Source organism: Vibrio sp. L5-1 (assembly GCF_021728315.1).
GTDB lineage: Bacteria > Pseudomonadota > Gammaproteobacteria > Enterobacterales > Vibrionaceae > Vibrio > Vibrio splendidus_K.
In genome coordinates, this window is the sequence record NZ_JAKKCQ010000001.1 from 871,175 (window position 1) to 893,311 (window position 22,137).

Consider the following 22,137-nt stretch of genomic DNA (forward strand, 5'->3'; position numbering starts at 1 on the left):
CAACCAAAAAACCAGTCACTCGTGACTGGTTTTTTATTTTTGATAGATGTTCTACTGACTCAGCAAACCTTACTGACCGTTCTCAGCAGCTCTGATTCTTTCAATCGCTTCTACCCTTCTCAGCTGCTGTGGCTGAAAATGAGCTTCTCTAAGCTGGGCGATCGTCTCTTTTTGTTCAATTTCTGAGAGTGCTGAGTCATTCAAAAGGTCATCGCGTTCAACAAAGTAAATTTCTAAAGATCCTTCAAAGTCCGCCCTTTGTTGATCAAGCGCTTCGAGCCTCTGCGTCGCTTCTTCGCCGACCAGCTCATTTCTCTTCAAGTATTTACCTTGTTCATCTAGACCTTCTGAACTGGATAGCTGTGGGAGTAATACCTGATTCTGATGGCTCGTTTGAACGTAATCTGGCTGCTCAGATAGATAAGACTCAAGCCTTTGCTGATATTCCGGCTCGTCTAGCCCTTCTTGTTTCAGAAGTAACTTTTCTAAAGCGATTTCTCTCATTCTATTGTCATGGGTAAATAGAATACTTATCTCGCTCTCACTGAAAAATTGAGATTGGAGATCGAGCAACGCTTGATTCAGTGCACGTAGGTCCTCAGCGGATATTGATGTGGTGTCAAATTGCACGTCTAATGATGTCAGTGCCGACTTATACTCAAGATATTTGGCAAACAGTGCTTCATCGACAGTCGTAGCTTGTGATTGCTCGTGGTGTTTTGCCACATTGTCACGAATATCTTCAAGGGTTAATTCGGTATTACCTGACACGAAATATTCCATCATGTCTTTCGCTGATGCATTATCGATTTCGGTATCTTGTTGAGAGGTAACTTTCAAAGAGGAGGCGTTCTGTTGTTTGTTGTTTGAATTTAGATTGTCTGTTTTTTCAGGTAAAAAGGTTACATATAAAAAGACCGCCGCTGTGCTCATCAGGGCTATCGTGGTTATCGACAAAATGACGGTCTTTTTCATTATATTTTCCTTATGCTCTTAACTTTTGGGCAGTGCGACCTACAGGCCAGCCAACTTCAATCGATTCGCATGTTGGCGATATAGCGTCACGGGATCGGTCTCAAAGAGGTGATGGATACCCAACAACCCATTAATCTCGTCTAGGTGGTTCATTTTGTAATCATCACCAATCACTTTACCCAAATGCGCGCTGCATGCTCCCACTAACCCGTCATTAGGTTCGTTAAAGGCTAAACCAAGGATTGTCATCGCTCCGTCGGTAGGATCAAGAAGGTTGGTAAAAGTGGAAGATCCTGTCCATGAATAGTAATAAACACCGTTGTTTGCTTGCCATTCACCATCACCACACGCAGACGTCGGAACGCCTTCAGGGTAAAACTGATTGAATGCAAGCGAACCTTCAGTGGTCAATGCTTCAAGGGAAGCAAGGCCATCTTGATCAAGATCCGTTCCACCAGATAACAGGTTGATGAGCGTAGTCAATCCACCAGCCAACTTAACCGCGATACCTTCCGCCGCTGAGCCTTCTGCTACGCTTCCACGCACGAGATCGGCGACTTTAGATCCTTTATGGACGCCACCAATGCTTGTCACTGAGGCAACCAGATCAGGACGAACTGATGCTACATAACGTGCTGTCGGTCCGCCATGGCTGTGACCGACCAGATTCACCTTACTTGCCCCGGTCGCGGCTAACAGTGTTTCAACTTGAGTTAGCAATTGCTCGCCACGCACTTCAGAGCTGTTGGTCGCTGATACCTGAGCGACATAGACACTCGCACCATCTTTGGTTAGGGATTCAGGTACGCCATAGAAGTAGTCGACACCCGCTAATGTATCGAAACCAAACAAACCATGTACCAACATAATGGGATATTTCGTTTCCGTGTATCCGCTGGCTTCTAACGCCGATGCGCTCGTTCCGGCATAGACACCAAAACTGGATAGGCAGGCTATCGTCCAAATTAATATCTTTTTCAATGCTCTTTCCTTAAACAGATTAGACCTCTGATGAGTAAAGAAAACCGTAGTTGATGATTTTATAAAACAGAAAATAACAACTCGATATTTGTGATATTGAACCTGAATTAAACAGTTGTGATGAACATTAGACAAATAAAACCAAACCAGATATCGACATCATAAATTATTGATTAAATTAATATTTAATGGATATCAATGACACTAAAACTTCAATTATCTTGACCAAAGATAAGCCCGATATTCACAAAAACGGCTCACCTCTTTTAGATCTACGCCGACAAACTAGCGAGTAGTAGCTCTCAGAAATCGAATATTAAATGATAAATCTCTCGCTTCGAGTTGATTATTTTTCAATCAGAAAGTCGTTGGAAAGTTGATACTTATACCAATTATGGAACGCCAACAACCTGAATGTATTGACGATAATTATTGATTTTCGATATAGGTCGTACCAGTTTTTTACTTATCCAACTATCAACAAACAAGAGGCAACAAGTAACAACGTTTTTGTTTGGCTCACTAAATATCAAAGAGAATACAGTGATGAAAAATACGGCTTTAATACTCGCGTTAACCATACCATTTGGGGCTTATGCTGCAGATGACTCGATACCGACACCAGAATCGATGACATCAGCACAAGTGCTCAGCACACAAGGTTCAGAGACTTATTCTTATGTTCGATGTTGGTATCGAACCGATGCATCGCACGACTCTGCAGCCACCGATTGGAAATGGGCGAAAAAAGAAAACGGCGACGATTACACGATCAACGGATATTGGTGGTCTTCCGTTTCTTTCAAAAACATGTTCTACAGTGATGCCCCGCAATCTGAAATCAAACAGCGCTGTGAGCAGACTCTCGGCATCCAACATGACGCAGCTGACATCACCTACTTTGCCGCAGACAATCGCTTCTCTTACAATCACTCCATCTGGACCAACGATAACGCTGTTCAAGCCAATACCATCAATCGCATTGTCACTTTTGGTGATAGCCTCTCTGACACTGGCAACCTATTTAATGGCTCTCAATGGGTTTTCCCAAATGCGAACTCATGGTTTCTAGGGCACTTTTCAAACGGTTTAGTCTGGACCGAATATTTAGCCAAAGCGAAAGACGTTCCTCTTTATAACTGGGCCGTGGGTGGCGCAGCAGGAACCAATCAATACGTCGCACTGACTGGCGTCTATGATCAAGTCACCTCTTACCTAACCTACATGAAAGTCGCTAAAAACTATCGCCCAGAAAACTCCTTGTTTACTCTAGAATTTGGGCTCAATGACTTTATGAATTACGATCGAGAAGTCGCCGATGTCAAAGCCGATTTCGGCAGCGCTCTGATCCGATTAACGGAATCTGGTGCGAGTAATATCTTGCTGTTCACATTGCCCGATGCGACCAAAGCGCCACAATTCAAATACTCGACGGAGCAAGAGATCATTAAAGTTCGTGGCAAGATCTTAGAGTTCAACCAATTCATCAAGGCGCAGGCCGAGTATTACCAGAGCCAGGGGAAAAACGTGGTGTTGTTCGATGCAAGTGCGTTGTTCGCCAGCATTACCGATAACCCAGAACAACATGGTTTTCGAAACGCGAGTGACGCCTGTCTTGATCTCAATAGAAGCTCAGCCGCAGACTATTTGCGAAGCCACAGCTTGACTAATGATTGCGCGACCTATGGTTCAGACAGTTATGTATTCTGGGGCGTGACACACCCAACTACGGCTACTCACAAATACATCGCAGATCATATCTTGGCGTATTCATTCTCAACGTTCAATTTCTAGCTAACAAGCTCTCTCAGTATCATCAGATTCCACCTGTAAGTACCGAAAGCTAAAGCTTACACAAAGTACAGATACAAAAAAACCGCCATCATCGGCGGTTTTTTATTTGCATCTACCTTTCAAAGCTAAGCTTTTAGGTCACGCAAGTTGATTACTCGTCATCCACTTTTGGTGCGACTTTCTTCTTAGGGATAAACACGGTATCACCCACTGCCACATTTTGGTGGAAGCTCTTATCACGCTTAACTGGTTTCTTTGGCGTTTTCTTAACTTGAGTGCTGGTCTTCTTCTTCGCAGGTCCGCCTTTAGCAAAAGCAGGTTTACGAGGCTTAATACCTTTGAACTTTCCTTTCAAGCCTTCAAGCACTGAGAAAGTAAGATCTTGTTGAAGGTAAAGCTCAACACGCTTAAAGCTGTCCCAGTCTTTTGGACCAACCAAAGAGACTGCATCACCTTTGTTACCCGCACGACCAGTACGACCAACACGGTGCACGTACTCTTCCGTATGCTTAGGCATATCAAAGTTGATAACGTGGCTTACGTTTGGAATATCGATACCACGTGAAGCAACATCGGTTGTTACCAAAATCTTGTAAACCGCACGCTCAAATTGGCTCATGATGGCATTACGTTGCGTTTGGTTTAGGTTGCCGCTCAATGCCACAGCTTTAAGCTTCTTCTCGTTCAACTTATCCGTTAAACGATCAGTATCGGCACGAGTTGCAGTGAAGATCATCACCTGACGGTATTCAGCTTCTTCAATCACACGATCCAAAATCGCTTCTTTATGATCGAGATGGTCACAAAGGTAGAATTTCTGAGTGATATCAAGGTGCTGCTCGTTAGAAACACCAACAGAGATACGCTTAGGTGCGTCTAGCATTTCATTTGCAATGCCATTCACTTCAGCGTGATCAAGCGTCGCAGAAAACATCAACGTTTGACGACGACGGTGTTTAGCTGCATTCGCAATACGACGCAATTCAGGTGCGAAACCTAAATCCAGCATACGGTCAGCTTCATCAAGGATTAGCGTTTCAACACCATCTAAAAACAGTGAGCGGTGCTCAAGGTGATCCGCAAGACGGCCTGGAGTCGCAACAATAAAACGAGGGTACTTACGTAGAGCTTTAACTTGGTCGTTAAAGTTTTCACCACCTAAGATAAGTGTGGCTTCGTAAGACAGACCGCCAAGCATGCTACGCAGCTCGCCGTAAACTTGTTTTGCTAGCTCACGAGTAGGAGCCAAAATTACACCACGAGGATCTTTAGCAGAAAACGCTTTTGTTTTTAATGCTTTATGTATCATCGGCAACACAAACGCCAATGTTTTGCCTGATCCCGTTTTTGATGAAGCCAATAGATCCTTACCAGCAATAGCAACAGGGATCGCTTTTGATTGGATCTCTGTCGCCTTCTTGAAGTCGTAATGTTTTAAGTTCTTCAGTAAGCGGTTATCTAAGCCTAAATCTTTAAAGTGCAAAGGACTCTCCAGTCATGATGGTATTGAATAAAATTAATTTAACGTGACATGATACCGCGAAAGTACTTTATAAGGATAGAGATCACAGTAAATTTATCCCTTTATCTAATGTTAGCCAGAATATTGTATGCACCGCGAACAAAGGGGTGACTCACCTTTGTACTGCATTATTGCCGCGCCACACACTTCATCTCAAAAGTGAGACAGATTGTGATACCTAGCTAATTACCTCAAAAATTTAGCAATTTCTTTAGTTATTGTTTTTGCAGTTAAAAAATTAGTCGCTACAATCATTAATGAAGCGACTATATGATAAAGAATGTATAGCGCATCTTTTGATGATAAATAAGCAAGGAGTTCTTATGAATAAGACGTTAATCGCAGCTGCAGCCTCAGTATTTATTTTAGCTGGTTGTTCTTCAGAGCCTGAAGAAGCAGCGGTATCAGAAATGGACCAACTAACTAACCAAGTTGCTGAGCTAAGCAGCGAAGTAGAAGCACTTAAGAGTGACAAAGCGGCTGCTGAAATGAAAGCTCAAGAAGCATCAGCTGCGGCTATGGCAGCAAAAGAAGAAGCGGATCGTGCTAACGACCGTATCGACAACATTGCTGAGTCTTACACTAAGTAATTGAGATAGAAGCTCAATGAAGCTGTAGATTTCAAAAGACGTATATACATGCAGTAAATTGACAACACCACCTCTTTTCGAGGTGGTGTTTTTTATTGAGGGAGGAATGATTCGTTTTTAAAACTCAATCACAGGCGGTGCTATTTCAACAGGCACACCATTTTGAGCAAAGATCACCGCTTTCGCCTTTGAATTAGGCAAATCTGCATCTTCAAGCCACCATTTTAATTCAACAGGGATTTGCAGTAATTTCTTAGAGCCATCACTTCGCGTCAAAGGTTCGTGTGCTTCAACAAACACGCTTCTGTCGGGCTCTAGAGACACTTTAATCGGCTCATCGATTATTGTGACTTGTTCACCACGACTCACCTGTTCAAAAAGCCACGCAATATCTTTAGGTTCCATACGGATACACCCTGAGCTCACTCGCAAGCCAATCCCAAAGTCTTTATTGGTACCATGTATCAGATAATCACCAGCACCATAAGCAAGCCGCAATGCATATTCACCTAAAGGATTTTCAGGCCCAGCAGGAACCACTCTTGGTAACTCTATGCCTTTCTCTAAGTACTCTTTGCGAATTGAGTTTGGAGGAGTCCAAGTCGGGTTTGGACGTTTTTGGCTTATCTTTGTGATCATCTCGGGAGTATCACGCCCTACTCGACCAATACCGACAGGGAAGACATGCACCTGATTTTTCTCAGGCTCAAAGTAGTACAACCTCAACTCGGCAAGGTTAATCACAATGCCTTTTCTCGGAGTATCCGGCAAAATCAAACGGCTAGGAATGCTTAACACATAGCCCTCAGCAGGAAGAAAAGGATCGACCCCTTTGTTTGCCGCCATTAAAGAGAGAAAGCCAATATCGTATTGCTTTGCGATGATAGCCAAGGTTTCACCCGCCGCAACTTCGTGTTGCTGTATTCTGCCCACGATACGGCTTTCTGTTGGTGGCAACTCAAAAGTTGCAGCAGACACCCACGACGAAGTCATCGTACCAGCAAGCAAAATGATTACCCGAGCAAGTAAAGCAGTTCTCACAGCAAACAAAGTCGTTCTAGCAGTAATCAATGTGGACTTAACAGCAATCAATGTGGATTTAACAGCAACCAACGCTAGCTTATGTAACCTTGTTTTCGTCTGTAACTGTGTTTTCATCGAGTGCGAAGGCGTCGAGTTAGCGCAATACGACATACAATTCCTTGGTTTGTCTCTTTATCAAAGTTTAGATTATCGCTGATCAAACGTCTCTACAACGTATTGTTGCCTCCAAGGCAATATGCAACAGATTTACATTTCGAGCTTTATCTTTAAATATCGTGCAATTTACCCATACAAAATCGATTGCCTTTACGCTTTCAACACATTTGGTTATCAATATTAATAAAACTATAATGGCAAAGCGGTTTTGTGACTAAAGTCTCATGGAGCCTCGTTTTAACTCGCTAATATTGCCTCAACAAAACGAATTCAATTCAACAGAATCGGTAATTGATTAAATCCTGTTCCTATCATTACCGTTTAAACTTTGGAGAACGACCATGGCTACACCTCATATTAATGCTCAAGCTGGTGATTTCGCAGAAACAGTACTTATGCCGGGCGACCCGCTTCGCGCAAAATACATTGCAGAAACATTCCTTGATGACGTGAAGCAAGTTTGTGACGTTCGCAACATGTTTGGTTACACAGGCACTTACAAAGGTAAGAAAGTTTCTGTAATGGGCCACGGTATGGGCATCCCATCATGCTGCATCTACGTACACGAGCTTATCGCTGAATACGGCGTGAAAAACGTTATTCGCGTAGGTAGCTGTGGTGCAGTACGTGACGACGTTAAACTAATGGACGTTGTTATCGGTATGGGTGCTTCTACAGATTCAAAAGTAAACCGCATTCGTTTCAACAACCACGACTTCGCTGCAATCGCTGATTTCGGTCTTCTAGAAGAAGCTGTAAACCAAGCACGTGCACAAGAAGTTCCAGTTAAAGTTGGTAACGTATTCTCTGCAGACCTTTTCTACACTCCAGAAGCTGACCTTTTCGAGAAAATGGAAAAGCTAGGCATCCTTGGTGTTGATATGGAAGCGGCTGGTATCTACGGTGTTGCTGCGGATCTTGGTGCTAAGGCACTAACTATCCTAACAGTATCTGACCACATCATCCGTGGTGAGAAATTAAGCTCTGAAGATCGTCAAAAATCTTTCAACGACATGATGAAAGTTGCTCTAGAGACTGCAATCAACATCTAACAGTTTGATAAAAGATACATTGAAAAGCGTTACCTCGCAGCCGAGTTCACTTGGCTGCTCAAATAATCCCGAGGGGGAGATCGTGTCTAACGACAAGCTGCCAAAAGATGCGGATGGTTTGCAACTCAACTTTTGTAAAACATTGGCGTGTGACAACTTTGGCTTGAGCGATGCAAAACGGTATGTTTTGCAACACGCGAACCCTAAGCGTCCAGCGATGGTTTGTCGTGAATGTGGAGCTTTCCCCCCCTTACTTAACAATCGTGAAGTGTTAAGCGAACTTCATCGCCTGCGACAACTTCACAGCGATGGCCTTCCTGCTTGCCGCAATGATGATTGCGATAACTTTGGCCTATCGGTTCATACCCACAAACATCTTTACCATGCCTTCGGCTACAGTGGCGACAGGCAGCGTTATCGATGTAAAGACTGCCAGTCAACCTTCGTTGACAAGTGGTCTGGTTCCAATAAAAAACTTCAGTTTCAAGAAAACCTCATGGGCTTATTGTTCATGGGTTATTCCGTACGTGAAATCTGCAGAAAACTTGAGATCAACCCAAAGACTTTCTATGATCATGTTGACCACATCGCGAGCCGTTGCCGTCGTAAATTAGCGATGATCGATGCACGATGGGTTAATCATGCCAAAGATTATCAATTCGCTTCTCACTATCAACGTCTGCAACCGCAAAGCAACAATGGTGTGGTTTGGATAGCGACGGGTGAGGCGCATTCTGGCTATATACTTTGCCAACACGTCAACTATTCTCAAAATGAAGAGCCTTCAGGGAATGTTGACCACAATCCTTACGATGATGTTGCGCGTTTTGTATCCAAAGATCACTCATCAGAAGCGAACCTCGAACAACCTCAGCCATCTGACAAGTTGAAAGAGCGTATTGAACAGCAGTACCAAGTGATTCTAGCGAGAGGTAACGTTGAGGATCCCATGGGTAACCTCACCACATTTAGCTACCCTTCGAAAGGCGCGCTGATTCGACCGCCTTATACCTCTTATGCTCACTTCTTACATGTGCTTGATATGTGTAATGAAGACAAGCATGTCGCTATCTATATGCCACAAGATCCATTACTAAGATCTGCCGCTTTAAGTGTATGTTTGCCGCGCATTCAGAGTCAAAATATTGACCTTATGTATGTAGAGGAAGATCCTGGCTGGCAAGACGATCAAAGTTTCGAAAAGATCGACATCGTTCACATGAGTTGGTGGCGCGATCGTTGGGCTATCGCAAATCAAGGTGATAATCAGAAAGGTATTTGCTACCTGACGGGTAACAATCCAGAACCAAAACAGTGGTTTAACACTGCCTCAATTCAGCAAACCAAGTTCTATCAACAACGCTTCCAGCTGTTATTTGATAGCTTCATTAATGAGCCCAGACGTAAGCTTCGTCCTGGGGGCATTCTTCCATTACTCGACATATTCAGAGCTTGGCACAATCTGTGCTACCAAGATAAGCAAGGGCTCACGGCAGCGCAGCGCTTAGGTGTAGCAGAGCAGCCATTGACCTTAAAGCAACTACTTTCATAGACACGTATCAGCTAGATAATTATTCGGGAACTCATTGATTTTAAAGCAACAACATGAGGTAACACCCATAATTAGAAAAGATACATGTTCCTTTGACGCTCTAAGAAAGATAATTGGTGCTTATCTCAAATCACACACTTATAATGATTGTGTTATCAATATGTTCGATAATTATGGATCTAAGTCTTGGACAAAAACCAGTACCTTCTTGAAACAGAACTAGAACAACTCAAAACTCGTGTCGACTCTGAGCCATCGGTGATCCTTGAGATTGCTCAACAGTGCCTAGTCCGATCGGAGCAAGTTCTGTTTGAAGAGGGTGCTATCCAGTCGTTAATGTTAATGACTAGGTGTAGCTGGAACCTGATGGATTACCAAAAAGGTTTGAAGTACATCAAGGAAGCCCACAAGCGCCAGAACCGATTAGATACCGACCTTTTCCTCCCTGAAATCCTCCATTTACACGCGCTCCAGTACTGGGGACAAGCCAAGTACTATTCCGCCCAACAGTTCTGGATCAATGCCTTAGAGCAATCTGCACTGGTTGATGAAGTCGAGATTCAAATTGAATGTCTTATTGGGCTTGGCAACATTTGGCGAATGACTCATGAATATAAGCTTGCACGTTCTACCCATCAGCTTGCCGTTAAAGTGGCTAACAACAGCCGCATTGGTTGGCTAGAGGGCAAAGCAAGAATACTGCTCGCTTGGGATTACTACCTGCTTAACAACTATGTTGAAATGCTGTCGGTACTCGACGGTGCAGAAGAAGCGTTAAAAGAGCATAAAGATAACACTTGGCATGCCGAAGTATGGGACTTTCGAGGCCTTGCTCTGCTTGGGCTTGAACGTCTAGATGATGCAGAGCGCGCGACAGCCAAAGCGCACAATCTAGCCGTAGAACACAACCTCGTTTGGATGAAAGCGCACTCTTACATCAGTCGAGCTCGATTGGAGCTCCTGAGAAAAAGACCAGAACATGCGGCAGAATTGTTGAAACTCGCTGAACACTCTGCAAATGAATTCGATAATGGTGAGTTGCTTAGCCAAATTTGTTACCAACAGTCCTTGGTTGCCGAAGAAAACCAAGATTTCAAAGCTGCGTTGGTCGCCTTTAAAAAATACCGTCAATATTCCATCGGTATGCTTAAAGAGCAAACTAATCGTGTCGGTTTAGACAAAGCGCGCAGTTCAAAACGCCAGCTTGAACAGAGAGCACGAAAGCTGATTAATCGTATTCGTGGCCAGCATGAATACGATCCTGAAAAGCACCTCTCTTATGTCGTCTCTGAAACCTTTTGGTGGGAGAAGCTGGTCCTATTTAAGACAGAACTTAAGCGTTCGAACCACAGCATCATTATGTTCCATCATGTCGATACCGATTACTTAGATGTCTGTACCGAGATTGCTCATACCTTGTGTAATCAAAACGACTTCATCGCTAGGCTGAGTTCAGAGCGTGTTGCTATGATGCTTTCAGAGAAAGGCGAAGCCGCAGAACAAACCTTCCAAACTCTCAGCACCATGCTAGAAATATATCCATGGCATAGAAAAGGATTAAAAGGTTCGAGACCTACCGTCAGCCTCAATGATATTTTGACGTTCCCGTTCACTCTTGAACAATTAGAAGAAGACGATGCTGAGGTAATAGAATAATGGAAACCCTATTACGCAAAATCACAGATGCTGGTTTAGACCCTTCATCGGTATCGGGTGAAGAAGCGATCATATTCTGGAACCACATTCGCCAGCACGTTTCGACCACGCAAACAGAGCAAGCGCACTGCTATATAATCAGCTCTGAGTACCGTGCCGAGTTGCAACAAAATCAAACCAGTATTGAAGAACTCAGGCTTGCACTCGACCTACTCCACCTTCCTGTAGATATCGAAGACATTCTCACAGTAAAGACCAGCCTAAGTGACCGCTTAGTTGAAATTGGTGATTACACATCGGCACTGAATGAATTCGTCAGCTCATCGACAATCGCGGTTGAACATGGCCATATCGATGAATATGTATTGGCAATTTTAGGCATGGGGAACCTGTGTGATGCCTATGGTGATCACAACAGAGCTCTTCGCTATTACCAAAAAATCAGCAGTATAGACCACGCGATTAGCAGTCGCTCACTTCGCCTCAAATTCAAGCTGCATATGGTAGCAAGCCTACTTCTGCTCAACCGCATTACCGCGGCCAGCGATTTACTGAATGAGTGCGAAGAACTCAGTATTTTGGTAAGTGACAAGCTGCTCACTGCTCAGATATTGCTTTACCAGGCGAAAGTGCTTCGTGCTAAGAAAAAATACCATGAAGCCTTACGTTGCCTATCAAAAGTTCAATACCCAGCCAACAGCACTCAAGCAAGCTGGCTCGCAACCATGACTCGCCTCGAGTTAGCACATTGCCTAAGTGCAACCGGGAAGCAAGACTATGCGAGCATGATTTTGTCGAGCACAGACAAACGTGTAAAAGCCTACTCATCGCCAGTGCTTGCAAAGCGTTTCTATGACTCTTTGAGTGACGTATGTATGAATCAGGGCCGTTTTCAAGAAGCTCTGAGCTATGAGAAAAAAGGTTACCGAATTGAAACGGATCTGATGAAGCAGATCCCGATCAGCGAACTCGGTGCAAGCCAACTACGCCGCCTTTCGCGTTTTGAGTTACAACTCAAACTCATTCTCTCTGAACAAGAAAATAGAGAACTCAAAGAGACGACTGAACAACACAAGAATACAGTTGCTCAACTACAACAAGATGTTTTCACCGACCCACTTACCGGGTTACACAACCGTCGATGGTTAGATGTGAAACTAAAAGACCTGTTGCTTCACGAAGCACCTTTCGCCTTGATGGTTGTTGATATCGACCACTTTAAGTCTATCAATGATGAACTCAGCCACTTAGTGGGTGATAAAGCGATTGTCAGCGTTTCTCAAGAGCTGCGCTCATACTTTAAGTTTAGAGGCGCGTCATGTGTCAGGTTTGGCGGAGAAGAGTTCCTAGTCATCCTTGAGAACACTGACCTTGCGAAAGCAGAAATGCACTCTGAAAATTATCGAGAGCGCATCTTCCAATTCGGATGGCATGAAATACTCGGAGAACGCGGTTTAACCGTGAGTATCGGTATCACTTTACATCGCGACGGAGAAAATACTCAGCGTACCTTCTACCGTGCCGATAAAGCGCTATACCGAGCGAAAGCCAACGGCCGTAATCAAGTGTGTACAGAATAGTGCCACGTAGGTCTGTAGGTCTGTAGGTCTGTAGGTCTGTAGGTAAGCCTGCATCTTATTGATAAAAGAACAGAGATATTCCAGCAAGGGCAGCAAGCGTCCCTATGACGCTTTGCTTTGACACCTTCTCCCCTTTAATCGCATAAATCACCAAAATAAAGACCGGACTGGTCGCTATCAATGTTTGTGCAATCGCAGGGTTCGCATTTTTCAGCGCCACTTGTTGAAGCCATAGAGCGAGAAACGTCCCGACAAAGATTGCCCCTAATAACCAAAATTTATCGAGCTTGGTCATTTCCCATAAATCTCTTTTTATCGATGAATACGGCTTCTTTTCAACAAAAGGGATAATCAGCATTACGGCAAACACACCTATCGTGAGACGAATCAGTGCACCTAATAATGGTGGGATATCACCCGCCACTAACGCGTAATGAGAAATCACCACACCGGATGCCTGACAAACACTCGCCACAAGCCCATAACCAATGCCACCCCACTGTGCTTTGTCATTCGATTCACCGCTCGCCGGTTTTGATGGCTGAAAGACAACAAAGGTCACCGCTAATGTTGTAATCACGACTCCGAGCCAACTTTGCAACGTTAATGCGGCACCAAGAAACATGAGTGCCAGCACGCCAGAAAGAGGCGGTGCTAAAGATTCCAGTAACAGCGTCTTATTAGCACCGATTCTTTTCAACGCCGCAAAATAGGCGCTATCTCCAATCGCAATGCCAATCACACCTGAAATTGCCAATATCAGAAAATGGTTGGTACTCAATTCAAATTCAGGCATCGGTATTAACGGCATGACTAACAGCATCATGCCAGAGGCTACAACACCCTTAACAATGTTCAATTGCATCGCAGAGAAGCGATGTCCAAATTGCCCATAGATCCATGTCGCACACGCCCACACAATTGCAGCGCCAATGGCCGCCAATTCACCTATATACATCCGTATTTGCCCCTTGTGGTTATGCACGTCATTTAGAATCGTAGCTGTCATCATTTCAGCTGAAATACCAACCAGAAAGCCGAAATAGCCTCTTCAAACGCGATGAGATTTTATAAGATTCATCAATGCTTTTATTCGCATTAGAAGCGACAACACATTATTTTCAACTCGGTAAATCATTTTTATAACAATTACTTGGATGATAGCGTAGTATATTTATAACTAATATCTAACATTACAAGGATCTGTTATGTTTTTAGACTACTTTGCGCTCGGCTTACTTATTTTCGTAGCATTAGTCATCTTTTACGGCATCATCGTTATTCACGATATTCCTTACGAAATAGCGAAAGAACGCAATCATCCTCATCAAGATGCTATTCATGTTTCAGGCTGGGTTAGCCTATTCACTTTGCACACAATTTGGCCGTTCCTATGGATTTGGGCGACACTATGGCGCAAAGATCGTGGCTGGGGCTTTGCTAAATTAGAAGAAGAACAACACGACATTCATCATCGTGTTGATATTTTAATCGATCAGGTTAGCACGCTTCAGGAAGAAATTGCTCAACTCAAACAAGCCGATTCAGTGAAAGAGAATCAAGCTAAAGATCAAAATAACGCTCAAGATCAGGAGGCTAAATAATGGATTTACTGCTGATAATGACCTATGCGGCGCTTTGTATCACCATTTTCAAGGTGTTCAATATCCCGCTAAATAAGTGGACAGTACCCACTGCCGTACTTGGAGGTGTGATCATAGTAGGTACCCTAATTCTACTAATGAACTACAACCATCCATTTACGCAAATCGGTAACCAAGTTTACTCAACAACGCCAGTCGTTTCAGGCGTTAGGGGTAAAGTTATCGAAGTGCCTGTAGAAGCAAACAAACCTCTGAAGCAAGGGGATATTCTTTTCAAAATCGACCCAGTTCCATTCGAAGCTGAAGTCGCAAGGTTAGAAGCCAAGGTAAAAGAAGCAAGCCAAGGTGCGCTTGGAATGGAATCTGAAGTGGCTGAAGCAGAGGCTGCAAAAATCAAAGCCATCGCAGAAAGAGATAAAGCCAAACGTGAGTTTTCTCGTTACAAGCGCGGTTACGACAGCGGCGCTTTTACCGAGCAACAATTGGATACTCGCAGACAAGCTTACAAAGCATCGGAAGCGGCCGTGAAAGTTGCAGATGCAAACCTAGAACAAACAAAGATCGCCTTGGACTCTGAAATAGGTGGCGAGAATACAGCGGTTTTAAGCTTATTAGCTGAATTACGTAAAGCTCAGTTTGATTTAGAACAAACCGTGGTTCGAGCTCCCACTGACGGATACGTTACGCAACTAGCATTACGCCCAGGTGTAATGGCAGTACCACTTCCTTTAGCTCCCGTGATGACATTTGTTCACACAGAAGAACAGTTCTATACGGCTGCATTTAGACAAAACTCGCTACAGCGCCTACAACCAGGTTACAAAGCTGAGTTCCTATTTAGAGCATTGCCAGGAAAAGTATTTAAAGGACGTATTGATGAAGTGATTCCAGCTATTGGTGAGAGCCAATTCCAAGCTCGAGGCGCGCTTCTAGGTACTGACGCATTGCGTACCAGTGGTCGTGTGTTTGTTAAATTGAGCATCACTGATGATCTGTCTGACTACCATTTACCTATGGGTACTGCAGTTGAGGTTGCCGTTTATTCTGACAGCTTCACTCACGTGTCTATCATGCGTAAGGTCCTTATTCGCATGAAGAGCTGGCAAAACTATCTATATCTAGACCACTAACTATACCTAGACCACAAAATGGTCGTAGATATACGATGAACCCACTTAACACATTGTTAAGATGAATCAAAAAGCCAGACCCGTTCTGGCTTTTTTGTTGCTTGATTAACCGTAAAAGTGGGCTTTTTACATGATATCTAAGTGTTCGGATGGAATTTTAGACATCTAGACACTTATCTTCCCTTATGGAAGGGTTCTACTGTATAATGCGCGCCTTATTTTTTATATTTGCCCAAAAAACGTTCTCATTGAGACACATATTAATAATGGCGAATATTCATGCTTTATCTTTCAGTATTCGAGGTTATCTATGAACTTTTCAGCTAAAACAGTGGTCGTTATCGCCATTGGCGCGGCACTGTACGGCATTGGTGGTTTACCTATGTTTGGTGTCCCAGTGTTTGCTAACACGACATTGAAACCAGCAATGGCAGTCTTAGCACTATTTTCTGTTTTGTTCGGCCCTATCGTTGGCTTTTTGGTTGGCTTTATTGGTCACTGGGTAACGGATTTATTTGCTGGTTGGGGCGTATGGTTAACTTGGGTATTAGGCTCAGGTATCGTAGGTATGGTTATCGGCTTGTTCCCTATGATGACTAAGAACCGTCTTCAACAAGGCGAACTGCCAATGAAAGATTTTGTATTGTTCGTGGTACTTGCCCTTGCAGGTAACGTTGTAGGCTACGGCTGTTCCGCGTTCCTAGACACTATCCTATACGCAGAACCGTTTACTAAAGTCTTCACTCAACTGTCTATCATCGCAGCGGGTAACACCGTTCTGATCGCTGTTGTGGGCTTCCTGATCCTAAAATCAGTCGCTAAACGCAACAAACAAAGCCGCAACCTTACTGAGGCATAAGCGCCAATGACTATAGAATTTTCGAACTTCTCTTTTAGATATGAGTCGCTGGATAAACCGACGCTAAAAAATATCAATCTAAGGATAGAGAAAGGAGAGAAAATCGTCATTATTGGACCAAGCGGAAGCGGTAAATCAACCCTAGGTCAATGCCTCAATGGCCTAATACCTCATGCAATTAAAGGTGAGGTAACTGGCTCTTTAGAGATCAACGGCAAGAATATCTCTGAATTTTCGATGCACGACTATACCGAGCAGGTAGGCACAGTATTGCAAGATACTGACAGCCAATTTGTGGGTTTAAGTATCGGCGAAGATATCGCATTCGCATTAGAAAACCAGTTGATGTCGAACATTGACATGTACCCGTTAGTTAAGTCGACTGCAAAAATGGTTGACCTAGCGGACATGCTTGAGCGCTCGCCACACGATCTTTCAGGTGGTCAAAAGCAGCGAGTATCGCTAGCCGGCATCTTAGTTGATGACGTTGATATCTTGCTGTTTGATGAGCCTTTAGCCAGTCTTGACCCTAAGACCGGCAAGGCGACCATCGAGATCATCGACCAACTGCATAAAGAAACCAACAAGACTATCGTGATTATCGAGCATCGCCTTGAGGATGTCCTGCATCGCGATATTGATCGTGTGATTTTAATGGAGCGCGGTGAAATTGTCGCGGATATGACTCCCGATGAAATTTTAGCGTCTAAGTTACTTGATACGCATGGTATTCGTGAGCCTCTTTACTTATCTGCGCTTAAAGCGGCGAAAGCCCCACTAACCTGCGAAGATAAGCTGTCAAACCTCAAAGCTTTGGATTACAAAAGGTTCCGCCCAGCAGTTCAAGCTTGGTTTGCTGACCGCCCGGCCCCAGCTGCAGAAAAGCAGTATCAACCTTTACTTGAAGTTCATGGTCTGACTTATTCTTACGATGGCGAGAAGAACGCACTCGAAGATGTGAGCTTCAAGATTGGCAAAGGCGAGTTTGTTTCAATTCTGGGCAAGAACGGTTCGGGTAAATCTACCATCACCAAACTCATCATGGGTGTGATCGATGCCGATTCAGGCTCTTCCTATCTCAATGGTGAAGACTTATCTGAGCTTTCTATCTTCGAAAGAAGCCAAAAAGTCGGTGTAGTAATGCAGAACCCAAATCATATGATCTCGCATCATATGATTTTTGACGAGATTGCTTTTGGTCTTCGTAACCGTGGCGTTGCAGAAGATGAGGTCAAAGAAAAAGTTGAGAACGTTCTTGAGCTGTGTGGGCTGAGTAAGTTCCGTCACTGGCCTATCGAAGCTTTGAGCTACGGTCAGAAAAAGCGTGTAACGATCGCTTCTATTTTAGTGTTGGAGCCTGAACTCCTCATCTTGGATGAACCAACAGCTGGCCAAGATTACCGAAACTACACGTCAATGTTGGCGTTTATCCAAAAGCTTAACCGTGATTTGGGGATTACTGTGGTGATCATCTCACACGACATGCATCTCGTTCTAGAGTACACCACACGTTCGATCGTAATCGCAGACAGCAAGCTTATTGCCAATGCCGCCATGACGGAAGTGTTTAGTCAGCCATCGCTTCTAGAACGTGCAAACCTCTGTACCACTAGTATTTATGAACTCGCGACTATGATGAAAATCGACGATACCAATGCGTTTATGCAGTACTTCATCGACTACGAGAGAAGTTCTCTATGAACGCATCAAAAGTAAAATTCGGCATCAACTACATTGATACCAAATCCCCCCTGCACGCATTAAATGGCATCACGAAATTTGCACTCTTCTTAGCTTGGGTAACCGTGGTATTGACTACGTTCGACCTGAGATTGATTACGCTGCTTATTATGACTGGTTTATACCTATTAAAGCTCACCAATGTGCCTATACGCGTGTATAAGCCTTTGTTATTAGGTACGGCGAGTGTCTTAAGTCTAAATGCTTTATTCATGTTCCTGCTTGCTCCGCAACAAGGCACTGAGCTCATCGGTAGCGAAACTGTATTACTGACATTACCGGGGAACTACTCGTTGAGCCAGGAGACTCTGTTTTACCTAGTCACCGTCACGCTTAAGTACATGAGCATGTTTCCGATAGCGTTAATATTCGTCTTCACTACGCATCCGACTGAGTTTGCCGCAAGCCTCAACCGTATCGGTGTTCCGTACAAGATCGCCTATGCGGTAAGCTTAACGCTGCGTTACTTGCCAGAGGTTAAGAAGGACTTCATCAATATCATGCATGCTCAGCAAGCTCGTGGTGTAGAACTCTCGAAGAAAGCGCCCCTAATAACTCGAATCAAAAACGTGGCTAAGGTTCTAGGGCCGCTCATTTTCTCTAGCTTAGACCGCGCAGACGAGATTTCAAATGCAATGACGCTTCGAGGCTTTGGCCGACACAAGGCACGTACTTGGTATAGCTATGCACCTTTGAAACGTATCGACTTTGTCTGTTTGAGTGTCATTGCTTTTATTGTGGTGTTGGCCATAGCGAAACGCATTCTTGAACCTGAATTGTTTTGGTATCCATTCTAAGTTTTCATTTACCACATACAAACAACGACTTAAAATAACACACCGCTCAATAGAGTGGTGTGTTTATGTGTGCCAAGATCTGATTAACAATTGAACCAATAACTCAATACTGACTATTTTTGACGATAAACTGACCGTTTACTTACGTCTTTGGTTTGAAATCTAATTTAGAAACTCTTAATATACACGCTTACAGAATGCTACACTCAATAGAGATTTGTAATGGCTCGAATTACTCAAGTACAGAAACTAGAAAATCAAAAGCACTACGATGAGATCGTACTAAACCTTTTTCTGGCTGAAGGACATGAAGCACTAACTTATGCAAGGATTGCTCAAGAAATTGGCATTAGTTTGACGACGCTTCAGGGCTATTATCCATCGACCCGCGCTATCCGATCAGCGTTACACCAACACATGCTATCAATTGTTATAGAGAATCTAGAGTTCTCATCGGAAGAAGTATTCATTCAATCTTGGCAAAACGCTCTAGATAATGATCAATTTCGATTCGTGATCAAATTGATGTTTTTCCATGCCTCCCAGGTCAAGAGCCCTGAACAGTTTAACATCAGTTCAGATGGTCAATTCCGCGAGATAATGTTTAATAGCTTTGGGCTTGATACCGTTCGAATCCTTGAGACTGTCGTAGGACGTTCAATGTTCTATCTCACAAACTTCAAGCAGCATTAAACCAAGCGTTAGAAATACAAAAATGGGAGCCTTTCGGCTCCCATTTTCTTTTTAGTTATCGCTTACTTTAACTTATAGACCTAATTTAGCTTGTAAAAAACGGTCGATAAAGGTGGTAAACGCAGCTCAATCGATGTGTCTAAACCTTCGCTTTCTACTGATTCAACCTCAGCAACCGGCTTCACTTCAAAGCCACTGCCTGCATAATCCGCAGAGTCTGTATTTAATAACAAAGAGTACTGACCTTGTGCTGGAACACCTAAGCGGAAGTGCTCATGAGGAACGGGTGTAAAGTTAGAAACCACCAATACACGCTCGCCTGATTCACTGATACGCTCATGAGCCAAGATACTCGCTTCAGCTGAATCCTGTAGACGCCATTCAAAACCTTTCGGGTCGAAATCAAGATCATGCATTGCGGCTTCAGAACGGTACAAATTGTTCAAATCTTTCGTTAAGCGCTGAACACCTTGATGACGTTCATAATCTAGCAAGAACCATTGCAGTTGATCATCGTGGTTCCATTCCGCCGTCTGACCAAATTCAGCACCCATGAAGTTCAGCTTCTTACCCGGCTGCGCGTACATGTAACCCATGTAAGCACGTAGATTTGCCGTTTGCTGCCACTCATCACCAGGCATTTTTTCGTGGATAGATCCTTTACCATAAACCACCTCATCGTGAGATAGAGACAATACATAGTTCTCACTGTGTGCATAAACCAATGGGAAGGTAATTGTATCGTGGTGATATTTACGATTGATTGGATCTTCTTGGATGTAAGACAAACTATCGTGCATCCAACCCATGTTCCACTTAAAGCCGAAGCCTAAGCCGCCCATAAAGGTTGGGGCTGAAACACCAGGGAAAGCCGTTGATTCTTCAGCAATCGTCATCGCATTCGGGAAGTGTTTGTACACTTCTTCGTTCATCCATTTAAGAGTTGCGATAGCGTCGTAGTTTTCGTTGCCGCCGTCAGCATTCGGAATCCATTGATCATGGCTACGCGAATAATCGAGGTACAACATCGAAGCAACCGCATCAACACGAATGCCGTCGATATGGAATTGTTCAAACCAGTACAGTGCGTTTGCAACCAAGAAACGGCGCACATGCTCTTTGCCTAAATCATAAATGTACGAATTCCAATCTTGGTGCCAACCACGACGTGGATCGGGATCATGGAACAAAGGTGTTCCATCAAAATTGGCTAAGCCGTGGTCATCACTAGGGAAGTGCGCTGGAACCCAATCCAGAACAACACCTAAACCAGCTTGGTGACATTGATCGACGAAGAATTTGAAGTCATCAGGAGAGCCAAAACGACTCGTTGGAGCGAACAAGCCTATTGGCTGATAGCCCCAAGAACCGTAAAACGGATGCTCTGAAACCGGCATCAACTCTACATGCGTGTAACCCAAGTCCGTTAAATATGGGATCAATTCAGCAGCAAGTTCACGGTAGTTTAAGAATTCCCCTTCAGCGTTACGCTTCCAAGAACCAGCGTGCAGTTCATAGAACGAAAGTGCTTCTTTACGCTTTTGCGTTACTGGGCGATTCTGCCACTGAGTATCTTGCCACTCGTAACGCGCGTGATCGTAAGTCACAGATGAGAACGAAGGGTACTGCTCAGAGTAAAAACCCCATGGGTCAGCTTTGTGTGGTAAGCCTTCGCCATCAGGTCCTTTTAATTCAAACTTGTATTGAGCGCCTTCTTCCAGTTCAGGAATGAATAGGCCCCACATGCCATAATCTAAGCGTTGCATTGGATGACGACGACCATCCCAAGCGTTGAAGTTACCCACTAAGCTTGCCGCTGTTGCATGCGGTGCATACACCAAGAAACGCGTACCTGAAATCGTCTGTCCATCACGCTCTAGCGTAATAAACTGAGCCCCCATGTGATGATACATATCTTTAGGTGTATGGAGATCTTCATAACTCGCGTACAGATCGTGGTACTGGTATGGATCATCGATGATCTGCTCAACTCCAGCCCAATCAACCGCGAGCTTGTAGTGAGTAAAACGTAAATCTCTCTCTTGCTTAAGAATGAAACCACTTTCACCCTCTCGCGCTAACTCAATACGAGGTTCCTTTCCAACAATCAACTCGACTTTATTTGCCCCAGGAATCCACACACGTAATGCACCTTGCTCAGAAGGTAGGTATGGCCCTAAAAACGCAAATGGGTCAGTGAAACAAGCCTGTGATAGTTGGGTATATATTTGTTTTTGCTTTGAAATCGAACTTAGTTCCAAAACGCTTCTCCCTAACCAAACATCCAAAAAATATAATACAAAAATGCCCGCTATTAGTGCGGGCAATATAACGACGGTTTATTCTACCAGATGAGCATTCATTATTGAGTGACCGAGGTTGTAGTTTCGTACGGCGTAAGCAAAAAACCAC

Annotated in this window: 18 protein-coding genes; 12 read left to right on the top strand and 6 right to left on the bottom strand. The window is 43.9% G+C overall.

Translation table 11 applies throughout. The features are described from left to right. Positions 1–69: 69 nt before the first annotated feature. Entirely contained in the window at positions 70–975 is a 906-nt protein-coding gene (locus L3V35_RS03575; RefSeq protein ID WP_237298419.1) for a lipase secretion chaperone, read from the bottom strand. A gap of 39 nt (positions 976–1,014) precedes the next feature. Then, a complete protein-coding gene (locus tag L3V35_RS03580) occupies positions 1,015–1,956 on the bottom strand; it encodes a triacylglycerol lipase (RefSeq protein ID WP_216611623.1) in 942 nt (313 codons plus the stop codon). 546 nt (positions 1,957–2,502) lie between these two features. Here L3V35_RS03580 and L3V35_RS03585 point away from each other — a divergent pair. Continuing rightward, positions 2,503–3,750 carry an SGNH/GDSL hydrolase family protein gene (locus L3V35_RS03585; protein WP_237298945.1) on the top strand — a complete coding sequence of 416 codons (1,248 nt, stop codon included), beginning with the start codon at positions 2,503–2,505 and terminating at the stop codon, positions 3,748–3,750. A 151-nt stretch (positions 3,751–3,901) separates the two neighbouring features. On the opposite strand, the gene L3V35_RS03590 is transcribed toward L3V35_RS03585, so the two are convergent. Continuing rightward, positions 3,902–5,233 carry a DEAD/DEAH box helicase gene (locus tag L3V35_RS03590; protein WP_237298420.1) on the bottom strand — a complete coding sequence of 444 codons (1,332 nt, stop codon included), beginning with the start codon at positions 5,231–5,233 and terminating at the stop codon, positions 3,902–3,904. A gap of 362 nt (positions 5,234–5,595) precedes the next feature. Here L3V35_RS03590 and L3V35_RS03595 point away from each other — a divergent pair, with 362 nt between their 5' ends. Continuing rightward, positions 5,596–5,862, top strand: a complete 267-nt coding sequence (locus tag L3V35_RS03595; protein WP_004732066.1) for an Lpp/OprI family alanine-zipper lipoprotein — start codon at positions 5,596–5,598, stop codon at positions 5,860–5,862. 117 nt (positions 5,863–5,979) lie between these two features. Here L3V35_RS03595 and L3V35_RS03600 read toward each other — a convergent pair whose 3' ends face one another. Next, positions 5,980–7,056 carry a L,D-transpeptidase family protein gene (locus tag L3V35_RS03600; protein WP_237298422.1) on the bottom strand — a complete coding sequence of 359 codons (1,077 nt, stop codon included), beginning with the start codon at positions 7,054–7,056 and terminating at the stop codon, positions 5,980–5,982. A 347-nt stretch (positions 7,057–7,403) separates the two neighbouring features. Between L3V35_RS03600 and deoD the strand changes: the two genes are divergently transcribed. The 4 genes from deoD to L3V35_RS03620 all read left to right on the top strand — a co-directional run bounded on the left by deoD (position 7,404) and on the right by L3V35_RS03620 (position 12,902). Further along, on the top strand, positions 7,404–8,114 hold the full coding sequence (gene deoD, locus L3V35_RS03605; RefSeq protein ID WP_004732072.1) for a purine-nucleoside phosphorylase: 711 nt from the start codon (positions 7,404–7,406) through the stop codon (positions 8,112–8,114). A gap of 82 nt (positions 8,115–8,196) precedes the next feature. Further along, on the top strand, positions 8,197–9,666 hold the full coding sequence (locus tag L3V35_RS03610) for a lactate dehydrogenase (RefSeq protein WP_029222154.1): 1,470 nt from the start codon (positions 8,197–8,199) through the stop codon (positions 9,664–9,666). A gap of 186 nt (positions 9,667–9,852) precedes the next feature. Beyond that, entirely contained in the window at positions 9,853–11,322 is a 1,470-nt protein-coding gene (locus L3V35_RS03615) for a hypothetical protein (RefSeq protein ID WP_237298424.1), read from the top strand. After that, the gene (locus L3V35_RS03620; RefSeq protein WP_017081835.1) at positions 11,322–12,902 is read left to right on the top strand and encodes a GGDEF domain-containing protein; all 1,581 of its coding nucleotides are present in this window, start codon (positions 11,322–11,324) and stop codon (positions 12,900–12,902) included. Before L3V35_RS03615 ends, L3V35_RS03620 begins: the two co-directional genes overlap by 1 nt. A 55-nt stretch (positions 12,903–12,957) precedes the next feature. On the opposite strand, the gene L3V35_RS03625 is transcribed toward L3V35_RS03620, so the two are convergent. Then, on the bottom strand, positions 12,958–13,860 hold the full coding sequence (locus L3V35_RS03625; RefSeq protein WP_237298425.1) for a DMT family transporter: 903 nt from the start codon (positions 13,858–13,860) through the stop codon (positions 12,958–12,960). Positions 13,861–14,110: 250 nt separating this feature from the next. On the opposite strand from L3V35_RS03625, the gene L3V35_RS03630 reads away from it, so the two are divergent. From L3V35_RS03630 to L3V35_RS03655, 6 genes are all read left to right on the top strand, one after another. Then, positions 14,111–14,506 carry a DUF3302 domain-containing protein gene (locus tag L3V35_RS03630; RefSeq protein ID WP_065206708.1) on the top strand — a complete coding sequence of 132 codons (396 nt, stop codon included), beginning with the start codon at positions 14,111–14,113 and terminating at the stop codon, positions 14,504–14,506. Beyond that, positions 14,506–15,636 (top strand): HlyD family secretion protein, encoded by a 1,131-nt coding sequence (locus L3V35_RS03635; protein ID WP_054545855.1) that lies wholly within the window; start codon positions 14,506–14,508, stop codon positions 15,634–15,636. The genes L3V35_RS03630 and L3V35_RS03635 overlap by 1 nt, the downstream gene beginning before the upstream one ends. 310 nt (positions 15,637–15,946) lie before the next feature. Then, positions 15,947–16,495: an ECF-type riboflavin transporter substrate-binding protein gene (locus L3V35_RS03640; protein WP_048609818.1), complete on the top strand. Its 549-nt coding sequence runs from the start codon at positions 15,947–15,949 to the stop codon at positions 16,493–16,495. A gap of 6 nt (positions 16,496–16,501) precedes the next feature. Next, on the top strand, positions 16,502–18,196 hold the full coding sequence (locus tag L3V35_RS03645; protein WP_054545856.1) for an ABC transporter ATP-binding protein: 1,695 nt from the start codon (positions 16,502–16,504) through the stop codon (positions 18,194–18,196). Continuing rightward, positions 18,193–19,032 carry an energy-coupling factor transporter transmembrane component T gene (locus L3V35_RS03650; protein WP_017086560.1) on the top strand — a complete coding sequence of 280 codons (840 nt, stop codon included), beginning with the start codon at positions 18,193–18,195 and terminating at the stop codon, positions 19,030–19,032. The genes L3V35_RS03645 and L3V35_RS03650 overlap by 4 nt, the downstream gene beginning before the upstream one ends. A gap of 222 nt (positions 19,033–19,254) precedes the next feature. Next, positions 19,255–19,725, top strand: a complete 471-nt coding sequence (locus L3V35_RS03655; RefSeq protein WP_004732091.1) for a TetR/AcrR family transcriptional regulator — start codon at positions 19,255–19,257, stop codon at positions 19,723–19,725. 80 nt (positions 19,726–19,805) lie between these two features. Here the strand turns inward: L3V35_RS03655 and glgB are convergent, their stop codons facing one another. Then, positions 19,806–21,986: a 1,4-alpha-glucan branching protein GlgB gene (glgB, locus tag L3V35_RS03660; protein ID WP_065206705.1), complete on the bottom strand. Its 2,181-nt coding sequence runs from the start codon at positions 21,984–21,986 to the stop codon at positions 19,806–19,808. Positions 21,987–22,137: the final 151 nt, after the last annotated feature.